The sequence below is a fragment of the Pseudomonas sp. NGC7 genome (assembly GCF_047159675.1).
Classification (GTDB): domain Bacteria; phylum Pseudomonadota; class Gammaproteobacteria; order Pseudomonadales; family Pseudomonadaceae; genus Aquipseudomonas; species Aquipseudomonas kermanshahensis.
Map to the genome: position 1 here is coordinate 1,642,540 of NZ_BAAFZY010000001.1, position 26,569 is coordinate 1,669,108.

The 26,569-nt window shown below is 65.7% G+C and carries 21 protein-coding genes; 15 read left to right on the forward strand and 6 right to left on the reverse strand.

Features of this window, described 5'->3' with window-relative positions:
• Nucleotides 1–453: 453 nt before the first annotated feature.
• The gene (purL, locus tag ACMCNM_RS07540) at nucleotides 454–4,353 is read left to right on the forward strand and encodes a phosphoribosylformylglycinamidine synthase (protein ID WP_412764158.1); all 3,900 of its coding nucleotides are present in this window, start codon (nucleotides 454–456) and stop codon (nucleotides 4,351–4,353) included.
• A gap of 3 nt (nucleotides 4,354–4,356) precedes the next feature.
• Nucleotides 4,357–4,668, forward strand: a complete 312-nt coding sequence (locus ACMCNM_RS07545) for an NGG1p interacting factor NIF3 (RefSeq protein ID WP_412764159.1) — start codon at nucleotides 4,357–4,359, stop codon at nucleotides 4,666–4,668.
• A gap of 103 nt (nucleotides 4,669–4,771) precedes the next feature.
• Here ACMCNM_RS07545 and tatC read toward each other — a convergent pair whose 3' ends face one another.
• Genes tatC through tatA form a run of 3 tightly spaced genes read right to left on the reverse strand, consistent with a single transcriptional unit; the run spans nucleotide 4,772 to nucleotide 6,053 of the window.
• Nucleotides 4,772–5,533: a twin-arginine translocase subunit TatC gene (gene tatC / locus ACMCNM_RS07550; RefSeq protein ID WP_027595690.1), complete on the reverse strand. Its 762-nt coding sequence runs from the start codon at nucleotides 5,531–5,533 to the stop codon at nucleotides 4,772–4,774.
• Complete coding sequence (tatB, locus tag ACMCNM_RS07555) at nucleotides 5,530–5,820, reverse strand: Sec-independent protein translocase protein TatB (RefSeq protein WP_186703537.1); 291 nt, start codon at nucleotides 5,818–5,820, stop codon at nucleotides 5,530–5,532. The genes tatC and tatB overlap by 4 nt, the downstream gene beginning before the upstream one ends.
• Nucleotides 5,820–6,053 carry a twin-arginine translocase TatA/TatE family subunit gene (tatA, locus tag ACMCNM_RS07560; RefSeq protein WP_099428441.1) on the reverse strand — a complete coding sequence of 78 codons (234 nt, stop codon included), beginning with the start codon at nucleotides 6,051–6,053 and terminating at the stop codon, nucleotides 5,820–5,822. The genes tatB and tatA overlap by 1 nt, the downstream gene beginning before the upstream one ends.
• Before the next feature lie 147 nt (nucleotides 6,054–6,200).
• Here tatA and gspK point away from each other — a divergent pair, with 147 nt between their 5' ends.
• Nucleotides 6,201–7,166, forward strand: coding sequence for a type II secretion system minor pseudopilin GspK (gene gspK / locus ACMCNM_RS07565; protein ID WP_412764160.1), 966 nt, complete (start codon nucleotides 6,201–6,203; stop codon nucleotides 7,164–7,166).
• A gap of 131 nt (nucleotides 7,167–7,297) precedes the next feature.
• On the opposite strand, the gene ACMCNM_RS07570 is transcribed toward gspK, so the two are convergent.
• Nucleotides 7,298–9,376 (reverse strand): PhoX family protein, encoded by a 2,079-nt coding sequence (locus ACMCNM_RS07570; protein WP_186675782.1) that lies wholly within the window; start codon nucleotides 9,374–9,376, stop codon nucleotides 7,298–7,300.
• Nucleotides 9,377–9,600: 224 nt separating this feature from the next.
• Here ACMCNM_RS07570 and ACMCNM_RS07575 point away from each other — a divergent pair, with 224 nt between their 5' ends.
• The 12 genes from ACMCNM_RS07575 to gspN all read left to right on the forward strand — a co-directional run bounded on the left by ACMCNM_RS07575 (nucleotide 9,601) and on the right by gspN (nucleotide 20,191).
• Nucleotides 9,601–11,241 (forward strand): lipoprotein UxpA, encoded by a 1,641-nt coding sequence (locus tag ACMCNM_RS07575; RefSeq protein WP_412764161.1) that lies wholly within the window; start codon nucleotides 9,601–9,603, stop codon nucleotides 11,239–11,241.
• Nucleotides 11,238–11,663 (forward strand): pilus assembly protein PilZ, encoded by a 426-nt coding sequence (locus ACMCNM_RS07580; protein WP_186675786.1) that lies wholly within the window; start codon nucleotides 11,238–11,240, stop codon nucleotides 11,661–11,663. The genes ACMCNM_RS07575 and ACMCNM_RS07580 overlap by 4 nt, the downstream gene beginning before the upstream one ends.
• A gap of 3 nt (nucleotides 11,664–11,666) precedes the next feature.
• Nucleotides 11,667–13,442, forward strand: coding sequence for a type II secretion system secretin GspD (gene gspD, locus ACMCNM_RS07585; RefSeq protein ID WP_412764162.1), 1,776 nt, complete (start codon nucleotides 11,667–11,669; stop codon nucleotides 13,440–13,442).
• Nucleotides 13,442–14,890 (forward strand): GspE/PulE family protein, encoded by a 1,449-nt coding sequence (locus ACMCNM_RS07590; RefSeq protein WP_412765906.1) that lies wholly within the window; start codon nucleotides 13,442–13,444, stop codon nucleotides 14,888–14,890. The genes gspD and ACMCNM_RS07590 overlap by 1 nt, the downstream gene beginning before the upstream one ends.
• Nucleotides 14,891–14,893: 3 nt before the next feature.
• Nucleotides 14,894–16,096 carry a type II secretion system inner membrane protein GspF gene (gene gspF / locus ACMCNM_RS07595; protein WP_186675790.1) on the forward strand — a complete coding sequence of 401 codons (1,203 nt, stop codon included), beginning with the start codon at nucleotides 14,894–14,896 and terminating at the stop codon, nucleotides 16,094–16,096.
• A gap of 17 nt (nucleotides 16,097–16,113) precedes the next feature.
• Nucleotides 16,114–16,548: a type II secretion system major pseudopilin GspG gene (gspG, locus tag ACMCNM_RS07600; RefSeq protein ID WP_027595700.1), complete on the forward strand. Its 435-nt coding sequence runs from the start codon at nucleotides 16,114–16,116 to the stop codon at nucleotides 16,546–16,548.
• 102 nt (nucleotides 16,549–16,650) lie between these two features.
• The gene (gspH, locus tag ACMCNM_RS07605; protein ID WP_338109059.1) at nucleotides 16,651–17,118 is read left to right on the forward strand and encodes a type II secretion system minor pseudopilin GspH; all 468 of its coding nucleotides are present in this window, start codon (nucleotides 16,651–16,653) and stop codon (nucleotides 17,116–17,118) included.
• Entirely contained in the window at nucleotides 17,115–17,483 is a 369-nt protein-coding gene (locus tag ACMCNM_RS07610) for a type II secretion system protein GspI (RefSeq protein WP_186675805.1), read from the forward strand. Before gspH ends, ACMCNM_RS07610 begins: the two co-directional genes overlap by 4 nt.
• A complete protein-coding gene (locus ACMCNM_RS07615) occupies nucleotides 17,480–18,070 on the forward strand; it encodes a type II secretion system protein J (RefSeq protein ID WP_265969748.1) in 591 nt (196 codons plus the stop codon). Before ACMCNM_RS07610 ends, ACMCNM_RS07615 begins: the two co-directional genes overlap by 4 nt.
• Nucleotides 18,067–19,152: a type II secretion system protein GspL gene (gspL, locus tag ACMCNM_RS07620; RefSeq protein WP_412764163.1), complete on the forward strand. Its 1,086-nt coding sequence runs from the start codon at nucleotides 18,067–18,069 to the stop codon at nucleotides 19,150–19,152. The genes ACMCNM_RS07615 and gspL overlap by 4 nt, the downstream gene beginning before the upstream one ends.
• Nucleotides 19,149–19,535 carry a type II secretion system protein GspM gene (gspM, locus tag ACMCNM_RS07625; protein WP_265969746.1) on the forward strand — a complete coding sequence of 129 codons (387 nt, stop codon included), beginning with the start codon at nucleotides 19,149–19,151 and terminating at the stop codon, nucleotides 19,533–19,535. Before gspL ends, gspM begins: the two co-directional genes overlap by 4 nt.
• On the forward strand, nucleotides 19,532–20,191 hold the full coding sequence (gene gspN / locus ACMCNM_RS07630; RefSeq protein ID WP_412764164.1) for a type II secretion system protein N: 660 nt from the start codon (nucleotides 19,532–19,534) through the stop codon (nucleotides 20,189–20,191). The genes gspM and gspN overlap by 4 nt, the downstream gene beginning before the upstream one ends.
• A 146-nt stretch (nucleotides 20,192–20,337) precedes the next feature.
• Here gspN and ACMCNM_RS07635 read toward each other — a convergent pair whose 3' ends face one another.
• Both ACMCNM_RS07635 and ACMCNM_RS07640 read right to left on the reverse strand, forming a co-directional pair.
• Nucleotides 20,338–24,864, reverse strand: a complete 4,527-nt coding sequence (locus ACMCNM_RS07635; protein WP_412764165.1) for a hemagglutinin repeat-containing protein — start codon at nucleotides 24,862–24,864, stop codon at nucleotides 20,338–20,340.
• Between the two features lie 29 nt (nucleotides 24,865–24,893).
• Entirely contained in the window at nucleotides 24,894–26,561 is a 1,668-nt protein-coding gene (locus tag ACMCNM_RS07640) for a ShlB/FhaC/HecB family hemolysin secretion/activation protein (protein WP_412764166.1), read from the reverse strand.
• Between the last annotated feature and the right edge of the window lie 8 nt (nucleotides 26,562–26,569).

A 26,569-nucleotide genomic window follows, 5' to 3' on the forward strand; every position in this document is an offset into this window, starting at 1 on the left:
AACAGATAGCTTGTCTGGTAGCGGGTTCTGTGTTCAGGGTGTTTGCCGTTAGAGGTGTGCCGCCTGGCAGATCGAGCGCCGCCCGCGCGGCGCTTCGCGAGCAACGCTCGCTCCTACGTTTGTTTTCGGCCAATAACGCCTGTGACAGGCGCGCGCGACCGCCTTGTTTGTTCGGCGCGATATCGAGTCATGCGCCAAGGGGCGCGCGCGCGTTTGCCTCAGGAATAATTGGTCCGAAACAAACGTAGGAGCGAGCGTTGCTCGCGATGCGCCGCGCGGGCGGCGCTCGATCTGCCAGGCGACACATCTCCAAAGCCGATCACCTCGAATTTCTGACCCGCAAGTCCGGTTCCACCGCCCGACAGGCGCGGCGTAGAGCAGGTGCCGAAAGCCGTGGAATTAGGCTAGAATGCACGGCCTCTAAGCACACCCCTTCCTGAGGCTGTCCCGACGATGTTGATCCTGCGCGGCGCTCCTGCCCTTTCTGCCTTTCGCCACGGTAAATTACTCGAGCAACTGAGCCAGAAAGTCCCCGCTGTTACTGGTTTGTATGCCGAATTCGCCCACTTCGCCGATGTCGACGGCGAGCTGACCGCCGACCAGCAGCAGGTGCTGGGCCGTCTGCTCAAGTACGGCCCGAGCGTGCCGGTACAGGAGCCGACCGGCCGCCTGTTCCTGGTCGTGCCGCGCCTGGGCACCATCTCGCCCTGGGCCAGCAAGGCCAGCGACATTGCCCACAACTGCGGCCTGCAGTCGATCCAGCGCCTGGAGCGCGGCATCGCCTACTACGTCGCCGGCAACCTGAGCGAAGCCGATGCACAGGCCGTCGCCGCCGAACTGCACGACCGCATGACCCAGCGCGTGCTGGCCCAGCTGGAGCAGGCATCCGACCTGTTTAGCCACGCCCAGCCCAAGCCGATGACCTCGGTCGACATCCTCGCCGGTGGCCGCGACGCCCTGGCCAAGGCCAACGTCGACCTGGGCCTGGCCCTGGCTGAAGACGAGATCGACTACCTGGTCGCCGCTTTCCAGAACCTTGCGCGCAACCCGAACGACATCGAACTGATGATGTTCGCCCAGGCCAACTCCGAGCACTGCCGTCACAAGATCTTCAACGCCAGTTGGGACATCGACGGCCAGGCTCAGGAAAAGAGCCTGTTCGGCATGATCAAGAACACCTACCAGATGCACAGCGAAGGCGTGCTGTCTGCGTACAAGGACAACGCCTCGGTGATCGTCGGTAACGTTGCCGGCCGTTTCTTCCCGAACCCTGAAACCCGCCAGTACGGCGCGGTGCAGGAGCCGGTGCACATCCTTATGAAGGTCGAGACGCACAACCACCCGACCGCCATCGCGCCGTTCTCCGGTGCTTCCACCGGCTCCGGCGGCGAAATCCGCGACGAAGGCGCCACCGGCCGTGGCGCCAAGCCCAAGGCTGGCCTGACCGGCTTTACCGTGTCCAACCTGCGCATCCCAGGCTTCGAACAGCCATGGGAGCAGGCGTACGGCAAGCCTGAGCGCATCGTCGACGCCCTCGACATCATGGTCGAAGGCCCACTGGGTGGCGCCGCGTTCAACAACGAATTCGGTCGCCCGGCGCTGACCGGCTACTTCCGTACCTTCGAGCAGGCGATCAACACCCCGCACGGCGAAGAAGTGCGCGGCTACCACAAGCCGATCATGCTTGCCGGCGGCATGGGCAACATCCGTGAAGACCACGTGCAGAAGGGCGAGATCAGCGTCGGCGCCAAGCTGATCGTGCTCGGCGGCCCGGCCATGCTGATCGGCCTGGGTGGCGGTGCGGCGTCGTCGGTCGCCACCGGTGCCAGCTCTGCCGACCTGGACTTCGCTTCGGTACAGCGCGAAAACCCGGAAATGGAGCGCCGTTGCCAAGAGGTCATCGATCGCTGCTGGCAGCTGGGCGACAAGAACCCGATCGCCTTCATCCACGACGTTGGCGCCGGCGGTATCTCCAACGCCTTCCCTGAGCTGGTCAACGACGGTGGCCGCGGTGGCCGCTTTGAACTGCGCAACGTGCCCAACGATGAGCCGGGCATGGCCCCGCACGAAATCTGGAGCAACGAATCGCAGGAACGTTACGTGCTGGCCGTCAGCGCTGTCGACTTCGACCGCTTCCAGGCCATCTGTGAACGTGAGCGCTGCCCGTTCGCCGTGGTCGGCGAGGCGACTGAAGAGCCGCACCTGACCGTGACCGACAGCCACTTCGCCAACACCCCGGTGGACATGCCGCTGGACGTGCTGCTGGGCAAGCCGCCGCGCATGCACCGTTCGGTCACCCGTGAAGCCGAACTTGGCGATGAATTCGACCCAAGCACCCTGTCGCTGGCCGATTCGGTCGAGCGCGTGCTGCACCACCCTGCGGTGGCCAGCAAGAGCTTCCTGATCACCATCGGCGACCGCACCATCACTGGCCTGGTAGCCCGTGACCAAATGGTCGGCCCATGGCAGGTGCCGGTGGCCGACTGCGCCGTTACCGCCACCAGCTTCGACGTCTACACCGGTGAAGCCATGGCCATGGGTGAGCGCACCCCGCTGGCCCTGCTCGACGCCCCGGCGTCTGGCCGCATGGCCATCGGCGAAACCCTGACCAACCTCGCCGCCTCGCGGATCGAGAAGCTGTCCGACATCAAACTGTCGGCCAACTGGATGTCCGCCGCCGGCCACCCGGGTGAAGACGCCCGCCTGTACGACACCGTCAAGGCTGTCGGCATGGAGCTGTGCCCTGAGCTGGGTATCACCATTCCGGTCGGCAAAGACTCGATGTCGATGAAGACCAAGTGGAGCGAAGAGGGCGTCGAGAAGAGCGTGACCTCGCCGATGTCGCTGATCATCACCGGCTTCGCCCCGGTCACCGACATCCGCAAGACCCTGACCCCGCAACTGCGCATGGACAAGGGCGAAACCGACCTGATCCTGATCGACCTGGGCCGCGGCAAGAACCGCATGGGCGCCTCGATCCTGGCGCAGACCCACGGCAAGTTGGCCAGTGCCGCACCGGACGTCGACGATGCCGAAGACCTCAAGGCCTTCTTCGCCGTGATCCAGGGCCTCAACGCCGACGGCCACCTGCTGGCCTACCACGACCGTTCCGATGGTGGCCTGATGACCACCGTGCTGGAAATGGCCTTCGCCGGCCATTGCGGCTTCGACCTGGAGCTGGACACCCTGACCAGCAAAGCGGAAAAAGTCGCCGCCATCCTCTTCAACGAAGAGCTGGGTGCGGTCATCCAGGTTCGCCAGGATGCCACCCCAGACGTACTGGCCCAGTTCAGCGCCGCTGGCCTGGGTGAAGACTGCGTCGCGGTGATCGGACAGCCGATCAACAACAGCGAAGTGGTCGTGCGCCTGAACGGTGAAGAACTGTTCAAGGGCGACCGTCGCCTGCTGCAACGCCAGTGGGCCGAGACCAGCTACCAGGTTCAGCGCCTGCGTGACAACGCCGAATGCGCCGACCAGGAATTCGACGCGCTGCTCGAAGAAGACAACCCGGGCCTGTCGGTCAAGCTGGGCTACGACGTCAACGACGACATCGCTGCCCCGTACATCAAGAAAGGCGTGCGCCCGCAAGTGGCGATCCTGCGTGAGCAGGGCGTCAACGGCCAGGTCGAGATGGCTGCCGCCTTCGACCGCGCCGGCTTCGCCGCCATTGACGTGCACATGAGCGACATCCTCGCTGGCCGTGTCGACTTCGAAGCCTTCAAAGGCCTGGTTGCCTGCGGCGGCTTCTCGTACGGCGACGTGCTGGGTGCCGGTGAGGGCTGGGCCAAGTCGGCGCTGTTCAACGCCCGTGCCCGCGATGCCTTCCAGGCCTTCTTCGAGCGCACCGACAGCTTCGCCCTGGGCGTGTGCAACGGTTGCCAGATGATGTCCAACCTGCACGAGCTGATCCCGGGCACCGAGTTCTGGCCGCACTTCGTGCGTAACCGTTCCGAGCAGTTCGAAGCCCGTGTGGCCATGGTCGAGGTGCAGAAGTCCAACTCGATCTTCCTTCAGGGCATGGCCGGTTCGCGCATGCCGATCGCCATCGCCCACGGCGAAGGCCATGCCGAGTTCGCCAACGAAGCGGCACTGCTGGAAGCCGACGTGTCCGGTTGCGTGGCCCTGCGCTACGTCGACAACCACGGCAAGGTCACCGAAACCTACCCGGCCAACCCGAACGGCTCGCCGCGTGGTATCACCGGCCTCACCAGCCGTGACGGCCGCGTGACCATCATGATGCCGCACCCGGAGCGTATGTTCCGCGCTGTGCAGAACTCCTGGCGCCCGGATGAGTGGCAGGAAGATGCTGCGCTGATGCGTATGTTCCGCAACGCGCGCGTCTGGGTGAACTAAGGCGTGTACAAGCTCGCCTTCTTCGTCCCGGCCAGCCATGTCGAGGTGGTCAAGGCTGCCATATTCGCCGCCGGTGGCGGGCGAATCGGTGACTATGACCACTGCGCCTGGCAAACCCTGGGCCAAGGCCAGTTTCGCCCGTTGGACGGCAGCCAGCCGTTCCTCGGGCAAACCGGCCAGGTCGAGGTGGTCGAGGAATGGAAGGTAGAGCTGGTGGTGGCTGACGACCTGATCGCTCAGGTCGTTGCCGCGCTCAAGCAGAGCCACCCGTACGAGACGCCAGCCTATGAAGTCTGGCCACTGGCCGACTTCTAGACCGCATTAAAGCTCTTCGCGGGCAAGCCCGCTCCCACAGGGATATCACCGGTACTGAAGCTTGTGATATCCCTGTGGGAGCGGGCTTGCCCGCGAAGAGGCCCTATAATCCCGCCACAACTTCATTGCCAGGCTCAGGCCGTTTCAACCCACTACACGCCAACAACCCCACCTCGAACAGCACCCACATCGGCACCGCCAGCATCGTCTGCGAAAATACGTCCGGTGGCGTCAGAATCATCCCCACCACAAAGCACCCGACGATCACGTAGGGCCGGCTACGGCGCAGTGTCGCCACATCCGCCAACCCCACCCAGACCACGATGAACGTCGCCACCGGGATCTCGAACGCCAGCCCGAATGCCAGGAACAGCGCCATGATGAAGTCCAGGTACTGGCTGATGTCGGTCATCATCGCCACCCCATCGGGCGTGACGCTGGCGAAAAAGCCGAACATCATCGGGAACACCAGAAAGAACGCGAACGCCATGCCGGCATAGAACAGCAGAATGCTCGACACCAGCAGCGGCAGGGCAATGCGCCGTTCCCGGCGGTACAGCCCCGGCGCCAGAAACCCCCAGGCCTGGTGCAACAACAGCGGCATGGCGACGAACAGCGCGCACATCGCGGTCAGCTTGAAGGGTGTCAGGAACGGTGAGGTGACACTGGTCGCGATCATGCTGGCGCCCTCTGGCAGGAAGCGGCGCAGTGGCTCCGAGATCAGTGTGTAGAGGGTCTGGGCGAAGGGGAACAGGCCGGCGAACACCAGGGCGACCAGCCCCAGGCAACGCACCAGGCGCTTACGCAGTTCGCGCAGGTGCTCGGTCAGCGGCATGCCTGCCGCAGGGTCCATGGCAAGGCTCATGAGGCATTCTCCCTGGGTGCAGCGACGGTTGCCGGGTCATTGGCTGGTGGTGCGGCAAGGCTGATGCCCTGGCGCATTTCCTGTTCCAGGCGCTGCAGGGGCGCGCTGTCGAAGTTGGGCAACTCGATCTCGCGCTCCAACTGCGTGCGCAGGCCCTGCATGGCCCTGCGCGCCTGTCCCAGGCCACGCCCAAGCGTGCGTGCCGCAACCGGCAGCCGCTCGGGGCCCAGCACCAGCAGTGCGACGATGCCGACCAGCAGCAATTCGCTGAAGCCTACCTCGAACATCAGGCCTGACGGTCTGCTTGCGGCTGGGGCGTTGCCTGGCCGGTCAACGGCGCCTGTTGCTGCACCTGTGCGGTGCCGGGCGGGGTGACGTCGTTGTCACCGCCCATGGACTTGCGAAACCCCTGGATCGCCTCGCCAACATCGCTGCCCAGGCCCTTGAGGCGCTTGGTGCCAAACAGCAGGAATACGATCATCAGTACGATCACCAGTTGCCAGATTCCAATGCCACCCATTGCGACTACTCCTGTAAGGCCATGAAAAGGAAGGGCAATCCTGCCTCGTGCAGATGACGTGAACATGACGGAACGCACCTTTGCCATCTACCTGCAACAACCGGCGTGTTGACTGGCGTTTTTATTGGGCATGAGAGGCGGGTGCAGATGGGCGGTAAACGACAGCACGGCGCGGCCCTGCTGATGGTGATGGTGGTGTTGGCGATGCTCGCTGCCGGTATGGCCTGGCTGGTGGAAGATGGCCGGCGCCAGGTCGATGAAGTGCGCCTGTTGCACCAGCGGGTGCAGGTCAGGGCCATGGAACAGGCCGGCTTGGCCTATGCCGAGCAGGCGCTGCGCGATCCGGCCTGGCGGCTGAGCCCGTTGTTCTGGCAGGCTTTGCGCGGGCAACCGCTGAACTACGATTTTGGCGCAGGCCAGGCGCAACTGCGGGTGCGCGACCAGCACACGTGTTTCAACGTCAACGCATTGCTCGGTGCTGACGGTGAGCGGGCCGAGCGCCAGTTGCGCCGCTTGCTGGGCGACGACATGGCGGCAGAACGCCTGGTCGATGCCCTGGCCGATTGGCTGGACAATGACAGCGATACGCGCCTGCAAGGGGCCGAAAGTGCCCAGTACTTGCGCCAGCAACCCGCGCGCCTGGCGGCCAACCAACCGATGCTCGACACCAGCGAGCTGAACCTGCTGCTGGAGCCAGATGCCACGCGCCAGGGCCGCTACCCGATGCTGTGCGCTTTGCCACAAACCACTGGCTGGCGTTTGAACGCCAATGCCTTGGGCCTGGAGCATCTGCCCATGCTCGAAGCGTTGTACGAGGGGCGCTACCCACGCGCGCTGCTCAGCCGCATCATCAGTGGCCGGCCGGCGTCGGGGTATGTGGATGCCGCTGCGCTGCGCAAGGCGTTGGGGGCGGTGGATGACGAGACGTTCGAACGGTTGAGCGAAGGGTTGCTGCTCAACAGTGGGCATTTTCTGTTGCAGCTGTCGTTCGAGGAAGAGGGGCGGGTGATGCGCAGCGCGTTTCAGGTCGAGGCGCTGGGGGTGGTGCAGTGGCATGCACGGGTGCCGGCGCAGCAGGTGCGGGTGCGAAGCCGTGAGCCGATGATGTGGTAGGGCTTGAGAGGGCCGGGGCTGCTTTGCAGCCCTATCGCGACACAAGGCCGCTCTTACAGGTGTACGCGATCCCTTGTAGGAGCGGCCTTATGTCGCGATAGGGCCGCAAAGCGGCCCCGTGCACAGGTCGATCAGACCGTCCCGATCTCCCCGCCATCATCACGCTGAATCACCACCGTCGAAGCCCGCGGCCGTACTGTGGCCCCTGCCGGGGTAGCATCGGTCGCCTTGTCGGTATACGGCCAGTTCTCCGGGTGCTGGATGTTGACGAACATCGACTTGTTGTCCGGGCTGAAGGCAATCCCCGTCACCTCGCAACCGTTCGGCCCGACAAAGAAGCGCCGCAAGTCCACCTGGTTCTGCGCGTTGACCGGCACTTGCTTGCCCGTGGCATCTACCAGGTCAGTGGGGATTACCGCCAGCAACTGGTCATTGGTGTAGTCGGTCAGCGTGGTTTCACCGTTGTCGGTCTCGAACCACAACACGCCACGGCTATCGAAGCTCATGCCGTCAGGGCTGGCGAACTGGTTCAGTTCGGTCAGGCCAGAGCGGTTGATGTCGGCGGTACCGGCGGCATTGGCGCCAAACACGAAGATGTCCCAGGTGAAGCTCAACTGGTCGTCGCTGTCGTGCCAGCGAATGATGTGGCCGTGGCGGTTAGGGCCACGCGGGTTGGCCGCGTCGACTTTCTCTGGCGTACGCGCGCTGTTGTTGGTCAGGGTCAGGTAGACATCGCCATTGAGCGGGTTGACCGTGGTCCATTCTGGGCGGTCCATCGGGGTCGCGCCCACGGCATCGCCAGCACCCCGGGTGTTGAGGATGATGCCCGGCAGGTCACCGTACAGCGCGCCAAGGGTGCTGCCGGCGGTGGTGGGGGTGGCGACGTCGAGCAACAGCCACACGCCGGTGCCGTCGGCATTGAAGCGGGCCACATAGAGCTTGCCTTGGTCCATGTACTTGGCACCGGTGGCCAGGCGGTCGGCCGGGCTGGCGTCAGCGGCGTCCCACACGGCCGTGGAGACGAACTTGTACAGGTATTCGTTGTTCGAGTCGTCGCCCATGTACCAGACCAGCGGCTTGCCGGCCACCGGCAGGCCTGGGCAGCACCCTTCGTGGCGGAAGCGGCCCAGCGCGGTGCGCTTGGTGGCCAGGGTAGCGCTGTTGTACGGGTCGATCTCGACGATGTAGCCATAGGTGCTGGCTTCGTTGCGGTAGTCGTCGGTGGCGCTGGCGCCTTTGACCGTTACGTCGAAACGGGCGAATTCGTCATTCACCTCGGTGCTGTCACCGGCGGCGCTTTCCCATTTGTACTGGCCGCTGGAGGTGCCTACGCCGATACGGCGCTGGTCTTCAGGGCGGGTGCCTTTGTTGACGAAGATGCCCGGCCAGTTCTCTTCGCAGGTCAGGTAGGTGCCCCACGGGGTGTAGCCGTTGCCGCAGTTGTTGTTGGTGCCGCGGCAGTGGGTGCCGCCCGTGGAGTACTTGGTCTTGACGTGGTCGGTGCCGCGCAGCGGGCCGGTGATCTCCATGCGCGAGGCGGTGGTGAAGCGGCGGTTCAGCGGGTCGTTGTCGACCACCTGCCAGCGCCCGCTGACTTTCTGCAGGCGTACCACGCCGGCGCCGTGGGCGTTGATCTCTTTGCGGATTTCTTCGGCCGGGCGCTTGCCGTTGACGTCAGTGGTCGGGCCGGCCGGGTGCAGGGCTGCCGCGTCGATGTATTCGAAGTTGATGGCCAGCAAGCCGTCTTCGGAGCTGCCATTGATCGGGAAGAAGTGCATGCCGTCATGGTGCATGCCCATGGCATTGGCCTGGTCGGTCGAGGTGTTGCTGCCATCGGACTTCCACGGGTTGCCATTGCTGTTCAGCGGTGTACCCCACGGCGCCAGCACATAGGCGCTGTAGCCTGCCGCGACGACACAGGCATCGGTGCGCGAGCCTGGGATGGACTGGAAGCCCAGTGCCAGTTTCGGGACTTCCGGTTCGGTTACCGGTGGCTCGGTCACCGGTGGTTCGGTGACAGGATCATCGTGATCGGAACCGCCATCACCGTCGAAGCAGCCTGTCAGGCCGGTCCCGGCGATCATGGCGATGGCGGCGCCCAGGCTGCCGCGCATGATGCTGCGGCGGCTCAGGTAGGCGTCCATGACGCTGGCCATCGGCAGATTGCCGCTGTGGTTCCGGTCCAGGTTGTCGCCGGTATCTCGACTCATCAGGGTGTCCTTATGTTGGCTAAGTTAGAGGAAACCGCGACTTTAGAGCGCAAGTATGATGATTCCTTGGCAGAAATATGAACGCGCGCTTAAAACTACTCGTTCTTACGTTTGGAACTGACAGATCAATTCGGAATTGCTGTCTGATTTCTGCCATCAAACTGTCATGCGAACGCCGCAACATCCGGAGCCCAACGTGAACTTGGTTAAGGATGGCGGGCTCGATGGTAAGCAGTGTGAACAGGCGCGAAGTGATCAGCTGGATGGGCGTCGGTGCCTTGGCACCCTTGCTCGGCGCCTGTTCCGCCTTGCCAGGCCAACGGGGTGGCAATGCCAACCTGGATTTGCTGTATGTCGCCGACACCCTCGATGCCCGCCAGCCCGGGCTGGCCGTCGTCCCGGCAACGCGCCTGGGGCCGGTCAGCCACCTGGGGCGTGCGCCGTGGATGACCGGTGCCAGTGCCAGCATCGCCTTCCCGCACTTGGCCCCCTTGCTCGATGCCAGCCAGGCCGCGCACGCCAACCTCGGTGGTTACGCCGTGCTGGCCGCATTGCTGGAGCAGTTGCGTGGCGAGGCCGGGGCGGGCAACAGCCTGACCCTGGAAAACGGCCAAGGCTGGAACGGCAGCGGCCTGGCCTACCTGACCCAAGGTGAAAGCGGCGTGCAGGGCAGCCAACTGCTGGGCAGCGACGCACGCGTCAGCAGTGACGAGCGTGTGCTCTGGCCGCAGCGCAGCACGGCGCTGTACCGGCAGGCTGCTGCCATTACGCTGGGCGCGGGGCTGGCCGACGAACAACGCGAAACCCTGGGGCTTGAAGCACTGCACCTGTTCGAACGGGGCGGTGCGCGGATTGCCGTGGTCGGCGTGACCGACCCTTACGCTCAAGACCAGAAAGCCTCCCTCAAACAGTGGTACCAGTCTTTGCTGCCGGTATTCGAGCAGGCCCGGCGCGAAGCCGACCTGGTCGTGGCCATGGCCGATGTCGGCACCGGGCCTGGGCTGTGGCTGGCTGAACGGCTGCCGGCAATCGACGTGTTGCTCTGTGCGCGTGGCCAGGACCTGTGGCCGACGCCCGTGCAGGCCACCCAGGCCAACGGCCGCCGCGTACCGGTGCTGTTTGCCGGGTGCCGGGGCAGCGGGGCGTTTCGCCTGCGTTGCCAACAGGTGGCCGGGCAATGGCAGTTCGAGGGGCGTTTCTTCCCAGCGTTCGAACAGCAGCTTTCCCCGGCTGCACGGGTGCGCGCCGGGCAATTTCAGGCACAACTGAACCAACAGCGCGCCGGCCACGCGGCGTGGCTCGATCAACCACTGGCCAAGGCACCCCAGGCCTTGTGGCGGCGTGACACCCGCGGCGGCAGCTGGGACCGCCTGCTGCACCAGGCCCTGGCCGATGACAACAATTTGCCTGTGCTGCTGCCGGGCCTGCGTTATGACTGCCCATTGGCCGCAGGTGCAGCGATCACCCGCGAGCACCTGATCAGCCTGACCGGCGGGTACCCGGCCCCGGTGGTCGAGGCCCCGGCCCGGCAGGTGGAGCAAGTGCTGGAAAATGCCGCAGAACAGTTGTTCGGCGACCCGCTGCTGCTGGACAACAGCCAAGACCTGCCGCGCTGGCAAGGCCAGGCCTGGGGTGTCAGCTACAGCCCGCAAGGCAAGCGCATCACCGGCCTGGAACCGGTCCAGGGGCTGTGCCGCACCTTTGGCCTGCAGTTCGCGTCGCAGGCCGGCGAGCCACTTTGGCAGCGGGTAGAAGCCTGGCTGACGCGGCAAGGCGCCGACTGGCAACTGGCACCGCTGCAGGTGCCCGAGGTGCGCTATGTGCAGGGGCACCCGGGCTGGCATCCACGGCAGTTGGCTTCGTGAGCCTTGGCGCGCGGTTGCTCACCGGTGGTTGCCTGACGTTGGCAGGTTGGCTGGCGGCGCAGTGCGTGCTGCAACTGGGCCGCCAGCCACAACCGGCCAGCCCCGCCCAGGCGGCCGCAGCCCAGTTGCCTGGGTTGATGGTCGGCCATTGGCAGGCGCCGGTCGATGACGGCGCGATCGTCATCACCCGTTTGCCACTGCACTACCTGGGCGGCCTCAAGGCCCAGCCGTTGTCGGCCAGCGTAGTGGTGCTGCGCTACGGCCAGCAGGTGCGCACGCTGGCCCGCGGCCAGCGCCTGGCACCAGGGATCGTGCTGCAGGACATCGACACCGATGGCCTGATTTTCAACAACCAGGGGCGGCGCGAACGCCTGCCCTGGCCGCCACGCCCCGCCGTGACCGGCTTCAAGCGGCAAGGATGAACGATGCCTGTTAAATACTGCGTGGCGGCTGCGCTGAGCCTGGCCTTGGCCGTGGCCTTACCCCAGGCCAGCGCCGAGGAGCCGGTGTTCGATGACAACGGCACGCCGATGTACGAAGTGAACTTCGTCGACACCGAACTGGGCGAGTTCATCGACAGCGTGTCGCGCATCACCGGCACCACGTTCATCGTCGACCCCCGGGTGAAGGGCAAGGTCACCGTGCGCACCGTCGACCTGCACGACGCCGATGCCATCTATGACATCTTCCTGGCGCAGCTGCGCGCCCAGGGTTACGCCACCGTCGACCTGCCCAATGGCAGCGTGAAGATCGTCCCCGACCAGGCGGCGCGCCTGGAACCGGTGCCGGTGGAGCCTGCCGGGCAGCAGGGCGCGGGCAGCGACAGCGTGGCCACGCGGGTATTCGATTTACGCAACGCGGCCACCGAGCAAGTGGTTGGCATCCTCAAACCCCTGGTCGACCCACGGGTAGGGGTGATCACCCCGTACCCGGCCGCGCACCAGTTGGTGGTTACCGACTGGCGCAGCAACCTCGAACGCATCGCCAGCCTGCTGCGCCAGCTTGACCGCCCCAGCGAAGCAGTGGGCAGCGCCAGCACCCAAGTCATGTACCTGCGCCACGCCAATGCCAGTGAAGTGGTGAAGGTATTGCGCGGGCTCAGCCAGGAAGGCATGGCACCGGCGCAAAGCACAGGCGAAGGGGAGAGCAAAGAGCCGCCGGTGACGGCCGCTGCCAGTAGTTCGGGCATCCGCCTGGAGTACGAAGAGGGCACCAATGCCGTGGTCATGGTCGGCCCCGACAGCGAACTGGCCGCCTACCGCGCCATCGTCGAGCAACTGGATATCCGCCGCGCCCAAGTGGTGGTCGAGGCGATCATCGCCGAGGTCTCCGACAGCAGTGCGCAAGAGCTGGGCGTGCAGTGGTTGTTCGCTGACGAGAAGTTCGGTGCCGGTATCGTCAACTTTGGCAGCAATGGGGTGAACATCGCCAACATTGCGGGGGCTGCGGCCAGCGAAGACAATGAGGCACTGGGCAAACTGCTGTCGGCCACCACGGGTGCCACGGCGGGCATCGGCCATTTTGGGGGCGGTTTCAACTTCGCCATGCTGGTCAATGCGCTCAAGGGCAAGAGCGGTTTCAACCTGCTCTCCACCCCGACCCTGCTGACCCTGGACAATGCCGAGGCGTCGATCCTGGTCGGCCAGGAAGTGCCCTTCGTCACCGGCTCTGTGACACAGAACAACGCCAACCCTTACCAAACCATCGAGCGCAAGGAAGTCGGGGTCAAGCTGCGGATCAAGCCGCAGATCAACGTCGACAACAGCGTGCGCCTGGACATCGTCCAGGAGGTCTCGTCGATTGCCGATTCCAGCGCCGCCAGCGATGTGATCACCAACAAGCGTGAGATCAAGACCAAGGTCATGGTCGAAGACAGCGGCCTGGTGATTCTGGGTGGGCTGATCAGCGACGAGTTGAGCACCAGCAACCAGCGGGTGCCGCTGCTCGGGGACATCCCTTACCTGGGCCGGCTGTTCCGCTCCGACGCCAGCAAGAACACCAAGCAGAACCTGATGGTTTTCATCCGCCCGCGCATCCTGCGCGACGGGCCGAGCCTGGCCGGGCTCAGCGAGAGCAAGTACCGCACCTTGCAACAGACCACCCCGCTCCAGTTGCCAAACCTTGCGGGCGCAGAAGGTGGTACGCCACTGCTGCAGGTGTTCCCCGCCAGCCGAGCGCGCCTGGAAGGGGGCGACTGGTGATGCTGCCCTATCGCCTGGCACGCCAGACTGGCTTGGCCATGACCCCTACCGACAGCGGCTGGCAATTGTGGCTGCGCCGCGACGCCGACAGCGGCCAGCTGCAGGAGCTGCTGCGCGTGCATGGCCAGCCCAGCGCGCTGGCCTACCTGGAGCCTGCGGCATTCGACGAGCAGTTGGGCCAGCTTTATCAGGGCGGCGATGCGGCCACCGAAGCGCTGATCGAAGGCATTGGCGACCAGGTAGACCTCGACAGCCTGATGAGCGAGATGCCGCGCATCGAAGACTTGCTCGAAAGCGATGACGAGGCGCCGGTCATCCGCCTGATCAACGGCCTGTTCGGCCAGGCCTTGCGCCTGCGTGCCTCGGACATTCATATCGAGACCTTCGAGCAGAGCCTGGTGGTGCGCCTGCGGGTCGACGGCCACCTGCGCGAGGTGCTGCGCCCGCCGCGGGCGCTGTCGGCGATGCTGGTGTCGCGGATCAAAGTCATGGCGCGGCTGGACATCGCCGAGAAACGCCAGCCCCAGGACGGTCGCATCACCTTGCGTGCGGCGGGGCGTGAGGTCGATGTGCGGGTGTCGACCTTGCCCGGCATCCACGGCGAGCGCGTGGTGATGCGTGTGCTCGACAAGCAGGCCAGCCTGCTGGCGCTGGACAACCTGGGCATGCCGGCAGCGGTGCTCGATGGCCTGCGCAGCTGCCTGGCGCGGCCCAATGGCATCGTGCTGTCCACCGGCCCGACCGGCTCGGGCAAGACCACCACGCTGTACGCCAGCCTCAACAGCCTCAACGATGGCAGCCGCAACATCCTCACCGTCGAAGACCCGGTGGAGTACGCCATCGCCGGCATCGGCCAGACCGCGATCAACCCCCGCGCCGGGCTGACATTCGCCACGGGCCTGCGGGCCATCCTGCGCCAGGACCCGGATGTGATCATGCTGGGTGAGATCCGCGACCAGGAAACCGCGCAGATAGCCGTGCAGGCCAGCCTCACCGGCCACTTGGTGCTGTCGACCCTGCACACCAACAGTGCGGTGGGCGCGGTGACCCGTTTGCGCGACATGGGCATCGAACCGTTCCTGATCGCCTCGTGCCTGCGCGGTGTGTTGGCGCAGCGCCTGGTGCGGCGGCTGTGCCAGTGCGCGGTGGCGCAGCCGCTACAAGCGGCCGAGCGTGACCTGTGGCCTGAGCTGTGTGCATTGGGCAGCAGTTACCACGCAGTGGGGTGTGAGCTGTGCCAGGGCAGCGGTTATGTCGGGCGCCTGGGCCTCTATGAATTCATCGAACTGGACGCCGGCCTGATCGCGCTGCTGTACGACGGCGCCAGTGAGCAAGCCATGCAGGACTACTTGGCCGATCGTCGGCGCAGCCTGGTGGCCATGGCCAGTGATTGCCTGGCGCGGGGCGAAACCAGCCTGGCCGAAGTGCTGCGCGCGGTGCAGGGCTGAGCCATGCCGACTTATCGCTATCAAGCCGTCGACCTGGCCGGCAAGGCCCACAAGGCCAGCCTGCAGGCCGACAGCGAGCGCCATGCACGGCAACTGTTGCGTGAGCAGGGCCTGTTCGCTCGCCAATTGCAACGCCAGGAGGCAGGTACCCGGCAACCCCGCCGCCAGCGCTTGAGCCGTGCACAGTTGTGCGAGTTGACCCGCCAGTTGGCGACGTTGACTGGCGCGGGCATACCCTTGGTCGATGCTTTGGCCACACTCGAACGGCAATTGCGCCAGCCGGCCTTGCACAGCGTGCTGGTGGCCTTGCGCGGCTCGCTCGCCGAGGGCCTGGGGCTGGCGCGTAGCCTGGCCCGCCAGGGGGCGCCGTTCAGTGGCCTGTACTGTGCGCTGGTCGAGGCCGGTGAGCGCTCTGGGCGGCTGGCCCAGGTGCTCACGCGCCTGGCCGATCACCTGGAGCAGGTGCAACGGCAACAGCACAAAGCGCGTACTGCCTTGATCTACCCCTGTGTGCTGATGGGCGTGTCGCTGGCGGTGGTGGTCGGCCTGATGACGTTCGTGGTGCCCAAGCTCACCGAACAATTCGCCCACGCCGGGCAGAGCCTGCCGTTGATTACCGCCGTGCTGATCGGCCTGAGCCAAGGGCTGGTGCACGCCGGGCCGTGGCTACTGGGGTTGGCGCTGGCAGGGGCGCTGCTCGCCAACTGGCTGCTGCGCAAGCCGCATTGGTGCCTGCGCCGAGACGCGTGGCTGTTGCGCCTGCCGCGTATCGGCAGCCTGCTGCAGGTACTGGAAAGCGCACGCCTGGCGCGCAGCCTGGCGATTCTCAGCGGCAGTGGCGTAGCCCTGCTCGAAGCGTTGCAGGTGGCCACCGAGACGGTCGCCAACCGGCGCATTCGCCAGGCCATGGAACAGGTGCGCCAGCAGGTGCAGGGCGGCACCAGCCTGCACCGTGCGCTGGATGCCTGCCAACAGTTTCCGCCGTTGCTGGTGAACATGGTCGGCAGCGGCGAAGCCAGCGGCACGTTGGCTGACATGCTCGAACGCGTCGCCGACGACCAGGAACGCGGCTTCGCCCGCCAAGTGGACACCGCCATGGCGCTTTTCGAACCCCTGATGATCCTGGTGATGGGCGCCGTGGTGCTGTTCATCGTGCTGGCGGTGCTGCTGCCGATCATGCAACTCAACCAGGGCCTGCAGCTGTGAACACAAGGAGTATTTCCATGCAGCATCGTCGTAACCGTCAGCGTGGTTTCACCCTCATGGAGATCATGGTGGTGATCTTCATCATCGGCCTGCTGATCGCCGTGGTCGCCCCCAGCGTGCTGGGCAACCAAGACAAAGCCATGCGGCAGAAGGTGATGGCCGACCTTGCCACCCTCGAACAGGCACTGGACATGTATCGGCTGGATAACCTGCGGTTCCCAAGCAATGAACAAGGCCTGGCTGCGCTGGTGAAAAAACCGGCCCAGGAGCCGCTGCCGCGTTCGTGGCGCAGCGATGGTTATGTGCGCCGCTTGCCGGAAGATCCGTGGGGTACTCCTTACCAGTACCGCATGCCCGGTGAGCATGGCCGGGTGGATGTTTATTCGCTGGGCGCCGATGGTGTGCCGGGCGGCGAAGGTCAGGATGCCGACCTGGGTAACTGGGCGCTGTAACCGATGTGCGATGAATCCAATGCCGCATGGGGCTGCTTTGCAGCCCTTTCGCGACACAAGGCCGCTCCTACAGGCCGGCGCTGTGCGTGTAGGAGCGGCCTTGTGTCGCGAAAGGGGCGCAAAGCGCCCCCAAAAGCCCATCAACAAGGCTTCAGCCTGATCGAACTGCTGGTGGTACTGGCCATCGCCGGCCTGATGACCGGGCTCGCCGTGGCGTCGCTCGACAGCGGCAAGGCCAGCGTCGATCAGGCCTTGCAGCGGCTGGCTGCACAGGTGCACGTGCAGGCCGCCGAAGCTCGGCATGCCGGCCAGTTACGTGGGCTGCGCTGGACCGGCCAGCGCCCGGAGTTCGTGCGGCGTGAACGCGACGGCTGGGTCGTCGAACCGGCCAGCCTGGGCGAGTGGCCCAAGGGCTTGCAGCCCGACTGGCCAGCCAGCCCGCAGCCGCGCCTGCTGTTCACCCCGCAAGGTTGGGCGCAGCCGGGTTCGGTGCGCTGGCGCTGGGCCGAGGGCAGCCAGCAATGGGCCTGGAGCCGAGACGGCCGCCTGCAGACGGCGGCGCTGCCATGAAGCGCCAACAGCGTGGTTTTACCCTGCTGGAAGTGACCGTGGCACTGGCGATTGCCGCCGTGTTGGCGGTCATCACCAGCCAGGTCCTGCGTCAGCGCTTGGCGGTGCAGGACAACTTGCAACAGCACCGCCTTGGCCTGCTCTGCGCCCGCGAACTGCAAGCCCGTTTCACCGTCGAGCAGTACTGGCCGGCCCGCAATCAGGTGGATGGGCAGCTGAGCCAAGGTGGCCAGGTGTGCCATTGGCAGCTGAAACTGCGCCGCACCGGCGTGCGTGACCTGCGCAGGGGTGAACTGCTGTTGTTCGGCGACCGCGACCAGCGGCTGCCGCTTGGCCAATACAGTGTGTTTCTGGAGCGCCCATGAAGCGGCAGCAGGCAGGCCTGACCCTGATCGAACTGATGGTGGCCCTGGCCCTCACCGCGCTGCTCGGCGTCATGCTGGCAGCGTTGGTCAATGGCTGGCTGAAGGTGCGTGAGCGGTTGCAGGTGAGCAGCCAGGAGGCGTCGGTGCTGGATTTCTGCCTGGCCCTGGAGCGGCGCTTCGACAGCCCGGCCCTGCGCCGGGTGTATGACCAGCGATTGCCCTTGCCCAGCCGTTGGTTCGACTGGCAAGCGGCGAGCGGCCAACTGCTGTGGGTGGCGGCGACAGGCCTGCCCGAAGCCGAAGGCGGGTCGCGTCTGCAGCGCCAGCGTCTGCGCTTCGAGGCGCGTGAGCAACGCCTGCTGCTGGAAACCTCGGCGGACCTGTATGCCGCCTCGGCGCCGCGCTGGGTGTTGCGTGAACAGCTAGGGCGGGTGAGCGCGATGAACATCCTTTACCACCAGGGTGGCCGCTGGCTGCCCTGGCCTTCCGACCAACCCGCGCACCCCGGCCGTGGCGTGCGCCTGGAATTGCAACGTGATGGAGCACCGTATGCCTGCACCTTCGTCCTTCCCTGGGGGCGCTCATGAACCTTGACTGGCGTCGACGCTCACCGGCTCGACCTTGGCTGTTGGTGCGTCCTGGCAACCCTTGGGACTGGTTACTGGTCGAGGGCGGTGTCGCGCTCCGCCAGGGGCAGGGCGAACCGCCGGCGAACCTGCAGGCACGGGTGGCGTTGATCGTGCCGGCCGAGCACTGTAGCCATTTCCAGTTGCCCGCACCGCCAGGGCTCAAGCGTGAAGAATGGCCATTGCTGCTTGAAGACCGCTTGCTGCAAAGCGCGGATGAGGTGGTGTGCGGGTATTTGGGGCGCGAGGCCGGGCAAGTTCGGTTACTGGCGGTGACGCGCGAGCGCCTGGACGATTGGCGCGGGCAATGCGCCGAGTGGGGGCTGATGGCCGAGCGTTGCTGGGCCGAATTCCAGTTGCTGCCGGCACCCGAGGCGGGGGCCGCCTGGTGGTGGCGCAAGCAAGACGGGGTCAGCCTGCTCAAGGGGCTGAGCGAAGACGCTGGCGAGCATTGGCTGGCCTGGCCTGAAGCCATGGGCGAGGTGCTGGTCGAACCCTGGCCGCAGTTACGCAGGCTACCTCTAGAAGGCCAGTGGCCTACAGCATTGGCAGCGCTGGACAGCTTGCCTGGCCTGTTCGAGCAGCGGCGGCGTCGCACGTTGGCGGGGCCGACGCGGCAGCAGTGCCAGCTCATGGCTGCCTGTCTGCTGTTGGCGTGCACCTGGGGCGGCGTGTGGGCGGCCCAGCAATGGCGCCAGGCCCAGCTCTGGCAAGCCCAGGTGATTGCCGTGACGGGTGAGCAGGCGGGCCCCAGGCAGGCGGTGCAGGCGCTCAAGCGCCTGCGTGAGGCCGGCTTGCAGCAGCAAGTGCGCCTGCGTCAGCTCGACGATTTACAAGGGCGCTTGCACGCCTGGCTGAGTGAGCATCCCGGCTGGCGCCTGCAAGCGGTGCGCTTTGATGGGCAGCGCTGGCATGTGCGGCTGGAGGGCGAGGGCGCCACACCTCCTTGGCGCGAGATGGCCAGTGCGGTGGGCGCTCAGGTGCAGGTCAGTGGCGGCGAGTCATCGCCAACCGTGGTGTTCGACTTGGAGGTGGCGGCATGAGCACGGCGTGGATGCAGCGTCACCGTTTGCCGCTGGCCGTGTGCCTCATCGCGCTGCTGTCGAGCGTGCTGCTGCTACGTGAAGGCGTGGCGCAATGGCGCGCGCTGAGCCAATGGCAGGCGCTGGCGCAAATGGCAGTAGGTTTGCAGGGCGGTGCGACGCTGAACCTGGAGCGTCTGCGCCAGTCGGCTCAGGCGCGGCAGATCGAATTACTGGAGGTGGTCACGCAGGGCGAGGCCTGGCACCTGCGCGGTCAGGTGGGCGATGAGCAGGCCTTGCTGGGTTGGGTACGTGCGCTGCAGGCCGAAGGCGCACAGCCCTTGCAGTGGGGGCTGGAGCAAGACACCCAGGGCATGCGCTTCGACCTGGTACTTCGGCCATGAGCCGGGGCGCAGTGGCGTGGTTGCTGCTGGTGTTCAGCCTGACCTTACTGGTGCAGTTGCCCGCCAGCTGGCTGGTGCGTGGCTTCGGGGTAACGGCCGCGGGTGTGAGCGGCAGCCTGTGGCAGGGGCAGGCGCGGCAGATCGGCCCGTTCGGGCCGTTGCAATGGACCTTACAGCCTTGGCGTTTGCAAGGGCAGGGCGCGCTGGGGTTTCAGGGACAGGCGTGGCACGTGCAGGTCCACGGTTGGCCCTGGCGCTGGGAGGGGGAAGTGCGCCCGGCTGCGGCACAGGTGACGGTACCGGCGGCGTATCGCCTGGCCGGGCAGTGGCAGGGTTGGGTGCGTGTACAGGGTGCGTGGCGGCAATGCCTGGCCAGCGATGGGCGCCTCACGGTTACAGACTTGGCGCTGAGTGAGCCCTGGTCGCTGGGGTTGGGGCAGGGCCGGGTCGAGGTGCAGTGCCGCGGGGGTTGGCACCTGTTGGGGCAGTTGCTGCAGCCAGGGCAGCATCAGCTCGACGTGGATGCCGATGTCCGGGGGCGACAGGCCCAGATCGCCATCGCGCTGCAACCCGATGCTGCCCTGACCCCACTGCTGCGCGGCGCGCAGTGGCTGGGGCCGGAGGCAACGACAGGGCAGCGGCGAGTCCGTTGGTAACCACCCGAATCTGCGGCCAAGCGCCCCCCCTGTAGGAGCAGCCTTGTGCTGCGAAGAGGCCGGTGACAACACACTAAATCTTGGCTGCTGCCACTGGCCTCTTCGCAGCACAAGGCTGCTCCTACCGGGGTACGGTGGGCGAGGGGTCAGTCCGCCTTGCCCTGGGTACTCGACACCCATTGCTCGCTGCGGTTATGCCCGCTGGTACGCAATACCCCAAGATCAAGCGCATTCTCGCCGTCAGCCGCGCCCTTGCCCTTGGTGAACTCAGCCACTGCTGTGCCCAGGTCCACCGGCGAGTTGGACACGTCAATCGACACATCGCGGCGGTAGTCGCTGCCACTCAGGGTCTCTTGGGTAATCGCATTGGCGCTCAGCTCGACATCACCCTTGGCCGACTGCAACCGCGCGCCGACCAAGTGAGCGTCGCCCGCGACCTTCAGCGCGATGCCTTCGCTGCCCTTGAGCGTGGTCTGCTTGGCCACGGTGTCGCGCTGTTGATGGGACAGGTCCAGGCGCAAGGTCGGTGAGAAACCAGGTTCGGCCTTGCTCAAGGCTGGGCCGGCCTTTTCGCCGACCTTGCTACCCAGCGGCCCTGCCAGCGCGGTGGCGGCGTTGGTGTAGCCTTGCGGGTTCTTTTCCTGGCTCAGGCGTGCGTCAGCTTTCACAGTCAGGCTATCGACGCTGTCCTTGCGGCTGGCAATGCGCAGATCGCCGCCGACCTCACCGGTAATACGCCCTGCTTCCAGGCTGGCACCTTCGATGCGTGTGTCGCCACGGCTGTGCAACTGGATACCCTCAGCGCGCAGCTGGCTGGCGTTCCAGGTCTGGTTGTCACGTTTGTCCAGGGCGACCTGTGCGCGGCCATGCAGACCACGGGTATCGGTATCCCCCTTGGCCATGTTGAAACCGGCCCCCGCGGTGATGTCGAGGTTGTCGCGTTGCTCCCGGTTGCTGGATGCTTCCACCCGCATGCCGCCCCCGGCGGCGTTGAGCACGATCTGTTCGGCTGAGGCGTGCAGCCCTTGCAGGTGCAAGGCGATGTCCTCGCGGGCACGGCTGCTCAGCGTCAGTGTGCCGGCGCTGTCGAAGCGGGCATCGACAGCCTGGCTGGCATCCTCGTTCTGCTTGCCGTGGTTGAAGTGCCCGCCGATGCCGCCCCCTTTCGTTGCGCCGGTCTTGACCGCAAGCTCCAGGCCGCCGCCCAGGTTGCCGCCCTTGGCCTGCTGGGTATCGCTGCCTGCGGTCACCTGCAAGCGGCCACCACCTTCCAGCAGGGTATCCCCGACCTTGGCGTCACGGCTGCCGATACGCGTCCCCTCCAGCTTCAGGTCGCCATCACTGCTCAGGTGAACATCGCCCTTGGCATCGATCTGCGCAACCTGGGCCTTGGTCTGCGCGCTGTCTTGCTGGCGGTGATCAAGGTAGCCGCGGGCGTCGACGCCAGTGCTGCCGGGGCGATTGCCGACCTTGGCCCAGGCGTTGCCGTCAAGCTGGCCTGCTGCTTGGGTATTACGGTCATTGGCTTGGGACAACGTCAAAGAGCCCCCACTGCGCATGGCCACGTTGCCTTCGCCACCGTCGATGCGCGTGCCTTCGTACAGGCCATCGCTGCCCAGCTGTACCTGGATGCCCTGTTGCCCATAGAGGCTTCCGGCCACGGCGGTACTGGCGGTGTCCTGTTTGCCCAGCGAGCCGCCCTTGCCGGCGGCGCGAACATTGAGGTCGTTGCCGCTGCTGGTGTCCACGCGGGCATCGCCGCCATAGGCCATGCGCTGCACGGTATCTACCTGCGTGTTCTCGGCTGCCCGCAGGGTGTGCTGCGAGGCGTCGATCAACAGTTTCCCGGCGTTGGCCTTCCACGCGGTGCCCTGGTCATCAATGACACCGGCCTTGACCTCGACCGTTGCACCGGTCAGCTCACTCACCTGGGCCAAGCTGCGGCGCTGGTTCTCCAGGCGTTTGAGATGGTCCACGGTCATGTCGGCGCCGACGCTCGGGGCCGCCATCGCGTCTTCGGGCGAGGCTTGCTGAAAGCGCGCGGCCTCCTCACCGAGTACCAGGCGTTCGATGGGGCGGGTGAGGTCACGGTATTCCACGCTGGCACCGAGGCTGCCGGCCCAATTGTCTGTGACGCTTTCACGCTCATGGGTGTCCTGCACGGCACGGTTCTCGATGTGCTTGGCGGTGACCTTCAGTTGCTGGCCGGCATCGACGCGTGCGGCTTCGGTGAGCAAATGCTCGGCCTCCAGCTTCACCCCGGCGCTGGCCTTCAATTCGCTGCCTTGTACCGTGCTGTCGCGTTCGAGCTGAGTCTGGGTGTTGTGATGGCCTGCGAAGGCGCTGCCCAAACGGTCGATACCCCCCGTCACTTTAACGCTGCCTCCGCTCTGGCTGTTTTTGCTGATGGACTCGCGCTCATTGCGGGTTGCACCCAGGGCGATGTGCTTGGCGGTCACGTTCAGGTCACCGGCGCTGGCCTGAACTTTGGAACCATTGACCTGCAAATGGGCATCGCTTTGCAGGCCTACCGAGGCGCCCTTGAGTTCGCTGGAGGCTTGTGATGTTTCCTGTGTCGTACCGGTCGTGGTAGCGACCTCATAGCCCAGGCTGGCCTCGTACTGGCGCGAGTCCGGTTTGCCATCCTGCGCCTCTTCTGTCTGCTTGGCGCCGACGCTGAGGCCACGTTGCTGGTGCCGGGTGTCGGTTTCGTTGCGCGACTGCGCGCTGTCGATCACCAGGTCGCCCTTGGCTTCTACCTGCAAATGTTTACCTGCTTCGACCTTTGCCCCGTGGATACGCAGTTCGTCGGCGCTTGCCAGGCGCAGGTTGCTGCTGGATGAGACGTCGCTGACCAGTACCTGGTCCTTGCGTGTGGTGTGCTTGCGGTCGCTGCCGATCAGGCCGAACAGTTTGCTGTCGCTCTGGTGATCGGTCGAGGTGCTGCTGCCGCGGTCGGCTTCGATCGCCAGCAGGCCGTTTTCGCTGTAGAGCACCGAGTCTTCCTTGCCATGCACCTTGCTGCCTTTGATGGTGACCTGGTCGGCCGTCATGTTCAGCTTGCCGTCCGTCGTCACACTGCTGCCAGCCACGACCTGCGCTTGGCTGTCATTGCCTTTGCGGTCGCCAAAGAAGGTGCCAGAGACCAGGTCGCCGCGGTAATTGCGTTGGGTGCCGCTTTCCTGCAAGGCCGTGGTCCCGACCTCGATGTGCCGGGCTTTGAATTGCATGTCGTTGTTCGCATGCAGCGTGCTGCCTTCAACCTTGAGGGCGTCGGCTGCTGTAAGTGTCAGGCGCCCGGCATTCAACGTGCTGCCCCGGGCTGTTTCACGGGTTTGCTCGGTATCGCTGTCGCCGCGCCACAGGTCCTTGCTGTGGCGCACCTGTTCGGTGATGTGTTTGCTGTCGATGCCCGCCACGATGTCCAGGTTGCCGGCACTGTTGACGTTCAACTCACCCCCTGTACTTACGTCGGCGGCCAACAGGCGCATATCGGCACCCGATTGCAGCCGAACGTTGTCATGGCCGCGCAACTGCGTGCCCTGCTGTTGACGGTCGCGGGTGGTGCGCTCGCGGTCGTAGGTTTCGCGGGTGATGAAGAGGAACTTCTTGTTCCAGTTTTCGCGATCGTGCTGGGTGTTTTCCAGGCTGTCGGCGTCCAGGGTGAGCTTCTGGCCGGCCGTGACCACCACCTGTTGTGCCTGGCCATCGACGGCGCGCAGGGTCAGGTCGTCGGCGGCGCTGAGGGCAAGGGCGCCCCGTTCGCTGTGAAGTTCGGCGCGGGTGTCGGCCTTGCCGCTGATGTGCAGGCCACCGGCTGACTGGATGTCGATACCGTCGGTGGCATGCGCCTGAACGGGCCCCATGCGCACGCCCACGCCCTCGGCGGTGCTCACCACGCGGATGCGCCCGGCGCGCATGGCCCCGAACAGGCTGGCATCGATACTGGCCGCTGTGCCGGGCAAGTGCTCGACCACCTGGCCGCTGGCCGGGTCGATGCGGTTGCGGCCTACCGTGACGTTCAGTTCACCGCCGGCCATGAGCAGCCCTTTGCTGTCTACCTGCGGCGCGATTAGGTCAAGCGCGCCGGTGCTGTTGCTTTGGCCACCGGGCAGTACCTGCAGGGCGCCGCTGGCATTGAGGGTGTCGAGGTACTTGAGTTGCTGGTCTTCGAATTCTGGGGTGCCGACCACGAAGCCCGCGCGCGTGGTGTTGATGAAGCTGCCCCCGTTGAGGGTGATGCCATTGGGGTTGGCCAGGATGTAATCGGCGGGGCGGCCGAAGATTTCCTGCGGCCCCTCGATCAGCGAGGCGTTGCGGCTGATCACTTCATTGAGAATGGTCGAAGCCGCCTGGCCCTGGAACTGCGGGTTGGCGGCCAGGGCACCGGCCAGTTGCGATTGGCCGGCCTGGGTGGCGTTGTTCAGCACCACGCCGGGGTTGCCGACGTTGTAGTCGAGGTACTGGTTGTGTGACAGGCCGCCGGCGTTGGGGGCGACAATGTCGATCACTGGCACACCATGGCCATTGTTGATGACCGGGGTGCCACCTGGGCCGGTAGCGGCTTCAAGGCCGCCCTGGGCCAGCACGCTGCTGGAGCCGAGCAGGGCGAGGAAGATGGCCCAACGCAAGGTATCCGGGCGGGTAGACGTCAACTGCGAGCGCGTTTGCATGGTCTCGTTCTCTTTTTTTGTGGGGTGAATCAGATGCTCAGGTTCCACTCCAGCACCCAGAAGCCCGGCTCCAGAAGCGCGCGGGGCAGGTCACTGGTGTACAAGGCGCGCTGGTAGTCGAGGCGCACGCGGCTGTCGGGCAAGCTCAATTCGATGCCGGCTGCCGCGCCTGCCAGGCGTTGAACGGGGCTGTCGCGAGCCAGCCGGGTCCAGCCCTGATCGAGGCCGGCATAGGGCCGCAGCTGCAGCGATCCGGCCCAGGCCGGCGTCAGCGGATAACTGAAGGTGTTACGCCAGACGGCACTGCTGGCGCCGGAGTAAGTGCGTAGGCGAAACCCGCGCACAGCCGAATCATCGCTGGCCAGCAGTTGTTCGACGGCCGGCAGCCGGTCGCGGCTGTACTGCAGGCCCAGTTCGCTCTGCCAGCGCCAGGGCCGCTGCGCCGGGCCTTGGCGCAGGTGCAGCAGCGTGCCGCGGTACTTGTGAAAGTCTGGGCGCGGGCCCAGCGCACTGGGGGCTGAAGCGTCCGCGCCAAACCAGCCCACCCCTTGGGCGAGCCCGAGGTAGCCGTGCCACAGGCCGCCTTCGAGCCACAGCAGGTTGATGCCCGCTTCCACCGTGGTCAGGGTGGGGCTCTGCAGGCTCACGGCCTTGCCGCCGGTGCGGTTGGTGAGCTGCTTGCGGTCCAGCCGGGCGCTGGCGCTGAGCATGCCCTGCTGGTTGCGCCATAGCACCCGCTCGGCGCTGAGCCCCAGAAAGCGGCTGTTGCCACTGCTGGTCTGGCGCCCCTGGGGGATGGGCGCGCGGTAGCTCAATTGGCTGGCGCTGGCGGCGAAGGTCCACGGGCCGTAAGGAATGCTGTAGTACGCCGTGACACCGTTGCTTCGCCCCGGCGCATTGATGACGGTCCTGGCCAACGACAGGCGCAGGTCGTCGTTCAGGCCAAGCGGGCTGTCCAGGCCAATGCCGAGGTTCAGGCGATGGCGGCCGGTCAGTTCGCTGCCCCGGTTGTCCAGGCGGCTGTCCAGGTGCCAGCGCGAGGCGGTCTTGTGGGGCTGAACCACTACTCGGGTGCCGCCCTGTAGGGCGCCGGGCAGCAAGTCGACACTCAGTTCATAGGCACGCAGGCGGTTGAGTTGGTCGAGCCCTTGCTCCAGCGCTGGCAGGTACAGCGGCTGCCCCAGCACGTCAGGAAAAGCGCCACGCAAGGAAAGCGGCAGGTCGGTCCCAAGTTCGATCGACTCGACGAAGCCTTCGCTGATGAGGATGTCCAGTGGCGCCCCATCCTCGGGCGGCTGGCTCAGGTAAGGACGGCTGGTGGGGTAGCCCGCCTGCACGTAGCGCTGGGTGATGGCCTTGAGCAGCAGGTTGATGTCGACGATGCCCATGCAAGGCTGCATGAAGGGCAGCACGGTCGCTTCCAGTGCCGTGCCCGGCACCTGCCGATGGCCTGCCAGACGAACACCGGTCACCGCCCAGCAGTGGCTGTCGCCCGCCTGTAGGGCCTGGTTTTCGTCATCGCCTGGCGAGGCGGGGGCACGCTGCCAGCGCTCGAGCCGTTGTTGCTGTTCCAGCTGGCGCAACGTTTGCTGCTGGTCGCGCAACTGCTGGCTGGCCAGGTCGTCGGCCCAGGCCAGGGGGCTGGCCAGCCAGCAGGCAAGCAGGCTGCTGGCAATGATGCGTATTCGGTACGGCATTGAAGCAC